Annotated in this window: 5 protein-coding genes, 1 tRNA gene and 1 pseudogene; all 7 read right to left on the minus strand. The window is 47.2% G+C overall.

Translation table 11 applies throughout. The features are described 5' to 3' along the window. Positions 1-445: pseudogene (locus PX484_RS17310) on the minus strand (bifunctional riboflavin kinase/FAD synthetase); the annotation flags it as partial. 142 nt (positions 446-587) lie between these two features. After that, positions 588-1,301: a 50S ribosomal protein L1 gene (gene rplA / locus PX484_RS17315; protein ID WP_002765993.1), complete on the minus strand. Its 714-nt coding sequence runs from the start codon at positions 1,299-1,301 to the stop codon at positions 588-590. Positions 1,302-1,356: 55 nt separating this feature from the next. Continuing rightward, on the minus strand, positions 1,357-1,782 hold the full coding sequence (gene rplK, locus PX484_RS17320; RefSeq protein ID WP_002735897.1) for a 50S ribosomal protein L11: 426 nt from the start codon (positions 1,780-1,782) through the stop codon (positions 1,357-1,359). A gap of 3 nt (positions 1,783-1,785) precedes the next feature. Next, positions 1,786-2,403 (minus strand): transcription termination/antitermination protein NusG, encoded by a 618-nt coding sequence (gene nusG, locus PX484_RS17325; RefSeq protein ID WP_002800219.1) that lies wholly within the window; start codon positions 2,401-2,403, stop codon positions 1,786-1,788. Continuing rightward, entirely contained in the window at positions 2,400-2,636 is a 237-nt protein-coding gene (gene secE / locus PX484_RS17330; protein WP_002737505.1) for a preprotein translocase subunit SecE, read from the minus strand. The genes nusG and secE overlap by 4 nt, the downstream gene beginning before the upstream one ends. Before the next feature lie 124 nt (positions 2,637-2,760). Further along, positions 2,761-2,833 (minus strand) — tRNA-Trp (locus tag PX484_RS17335). A gap of 101 nt (positions 2,834-2,934) precedes the next feature. Then, positions 2,935-3,297, minus strand: coding sequence for a 50S ribosomal protein L19 (rplS, locus tag PX484_RS17340; protein WP_002754314.1), 363 nt, complete (start codon positions 3,295-3,297; stop codon positions 2,935-2,937). Position 3,298 lies beyond the last annotated feature (1 nt).

Here is a 3,298-nt window from a genome sequence, read left to right on the forward strand (position 1 = left end):
AACCAACAATCTCGACTTTAATATTAAATTGAGAGGCGATCTGTAATAAATCTTCGGCTGTACCTTGACGACGATAACCGAAGCGAAAATCTTGACCAACACTGATCGATTTAGCCTGTAATTTTTCTACTAAAATCTGTTCGACAAAAGCCAAGGGAGTCAGGGAAGCTAATTGAGCAGAGAAAGGCAGTAAAACCAATTGTTTAACGCCTAAATTCTCTAAAACCTCCACCTTTTCCCCTAGAGGAGTTAATAACTGCCATTTTTCCCCCGTAAAAAATTCCCGCGGGTGGGGAGTAAAACTAACAACGGTGGGATAAGCGGGTTCATCCTGAAAAATTGGCTGTAGGACGGTTTGATGACCTAGGTGCAAACCATCAAAGTTACCAAGAGCGATCGCACTAGGGGCTAAAATACGGGTATTAGGGGAATCTACAATCCACACGCTGGCTTTAGGAACAGATACAAGAGAACAATTCAAGCGATTAATCTTGAGTGTAGCCTTTTGATTCTATATCAATCGGGCGATCAAGCTAAAAAAACACCCCCAATTACTTGGAGGCTTTTTCAAAGAAAAATAACTGTCATTAACCTTCGGCTAATTTCAGATCCCGCAGGGTGCTAATATCCACTTGAATCGATGGACCCATGGAGGAAGAAACGTAAACTGTGCGCCAGTAACGCCCCTTGGCCCCAGAAGGACGGTTTCTGTCCACCGTTTCCTGTAAAGCTTTCAAATTAACTAACAGATCCTCAGCACTAAAAGAAGCTTTACCAAATTGAACGTGAACGATCCCAGTGCGATCGGCCCGGAATTCCAATTTACCCGCTTTAAACTCAGAGATCGCTCCCGTTAAATCCGTGGTTACGGTTCCCCCTTTCGGTGAAGGCATTAAACCCCGTGGACCAAGTTGACGACCTAATTTCGCCACTTTCGGCATCATATCGGGGGTGGCGATTAACACCTCGAAATCCATCATCCCCTTGGCGATTTCTTCGATTAATTCTTCCGAACCAACGATATCGGCCCCGGCGTTGTTCGCTTCCTGTACCTTTTCCCCGCGAGTAATGACCGCTACTCGCACCGTGCGTCCGGTTCCTTTGGGTAAACTTACCGTTGTCCGCAGTTGTTGGTCGGTATATTTAGGATCGATGCCTAAACGAATATGAGCTTCGGCGGTTTCGTCGAATTTCGCCGTCGCTAATTCCTTTAATAATGTTAGTGCCTCTAATGGCTCGTAGGCTTTATTTTCTACCTTAGCCTGGGCATCTCGCAAACGTCGTGAAACTTTTTTTACCATCTGATTTGTTGCTCCTTGGGTAATAACGAAGCTTAACTTCTCCCCGTAATAAGATTTAGTCTGAGATCTTGACACCCATATTTCTGGCCGTTCCCGCCACAATATTCATGGCCGCTTCGATGTCGTTAGCGTTAAGATCGGGCATTTTAGTTTGGGCGATTTCGCGTAATTGGTCGCGGGTAATGGTGGCGACAAATTTCTTGTTAGGTTCGTTGGAACCTCTTTCCACACCAGCCGCTTTACGGATGAGAACGGAAGCGGGGGGAGTTTTGAGGACAAAGGTAAAACTCCGATCCTCAAAAACGGAAATTTCCACAGGGATGATCATCCCGGCCTGATCGGCGGTTTTAGCGTTGTAATCTTTACAAAACGCCATAATATTCACCCCGTGTTGACCTAAAGCAGGACCCACGGGAGGAGCAGGGTTAGCCTTACCAGCAGGTAAAGCTAGTTTAATAATTGCGACGACTTTTTTAGCCATGATTTAGTTTTGTTTTTCGACTTGATTAAATTCCAATTCGACCGGGGTATCCCGACCAAAAATGGAGAGCAGGGCCTTGAGTTTGCCGCGCTCGGGACTAACTTCGATCACTTCCCCTTCAAAGTCCTTAAATGGACCGGATAGGACTAAGATTTGATCGCCAACTTCCATATTGATTTTGACGACCGGTTCTTGAATCTGAGCTTGTTTGAAGATGCGATCAACTTCTGACATACTCAAGGGTAGCGGGGTGACGTGACCGCGGCCGCGTCCGTAGTGCCGTTTTTGTTCGGCCCCGACAAAGTTGATCACATGGGGGGTGTTTTTCACCACCTGCCAAGCGTCATCATCCATGATCATTCTGATCAGGACATAACCCGGGAAGACTTTTTCCTCGCCGTGTTGCCGTGAGCCATCCTTGCGGACTTTGACGGTGGCCGCTTGGGGAATCTGAACTTGCAGAATGCGATCGGCCACATCGAGGGTGTGGATGCGCTGTTCCAAATTAGCTTTGACCCGTTTCTCACAACCGGAAGCCACCTGCACGGCATACCAACGGGGTTTTTTCGGTAGGTCGCTAAGATTGAGTTCTTCGGGAAACTGCTCTTCTTCTAGACTCATGGGAACACCTTCCCCGCACCCCAGGCAAAGAATTTATCGATTAGATAGATGAGAGTGGCTACCAAAGTCACCATTAACATCACCGCCGCCGATTCGCTCAAAAGTTGCTGACGGGAAGGCCAGACGACTTTGGCGAGTTCTTCTTTGGTTTCATTGACGAATTCCTTGACCTGAAAGGAGCTTCCCTCTTTCTTGTCGCTCGCGTCTTTTTCTAGGGTTTCTTTTTTGGCCACGATCGCTACTCCTTAAAATGATACTCAAGCTATCCTTAACTTATCATTTTCACCGGACAACCCACACTAACCCCCAGACATTTAGATTATGTCCTTTGCAATTATCGGCTTGGTGATTACCAAACGCGCCCTGGAGGACTTGAACCCCCGACATCAGGTTTTGGAGACCTGCGTTCTACCAACTGAACTAAGAGCGCCCATTCGCTAAACTATTGGGCTTTTTTAAGGCCTTTATTTATTATAGCGTAGTTGTTGGCGATTAAGCAACTTTCTTGGTTAGGCTGTCGCCGGAAATTTTTTAGAGGGGGCGATCGAAACGTTCTTGGACCCTGGTGGCTTTGCCAACCCGATCGCGCAGATAGTAGAGTTTCGCCCGACGTACTTTACCACGACGGATGATCTTGATATTGGCAACCCGGGGCGAGTGGAGCAGGAAAACTCTTTCTACTCCCACACCCTGGAAGACTTTGCGTACTGTAATCGTTTCGTTGATACCGCCATGGCGTTTGGCGATGACAATACCCTCGTAGGGCTGAATCCGCTCTTTATCTCCTTCAACGATTCGCACCCCTACCCGGATCGTGTCACCGACATGGATAATGGGCAGATCGCTCTTGAGATACTCGGCTTCGATTGATTTGATAATCTCTTCCGTTTTCATC

The sequence above is a fragment of the Microcystis sp. M49636_WE2 genome (genome assembly GCF_030065375.1).
GTDB classification, from domain to species: Bacteria; Cyanobacteriota; Cyanobacteriia; order Cyanobacteriales; family Microcystaceae; genus Microcystis; species Microcystis aeruginosa_C.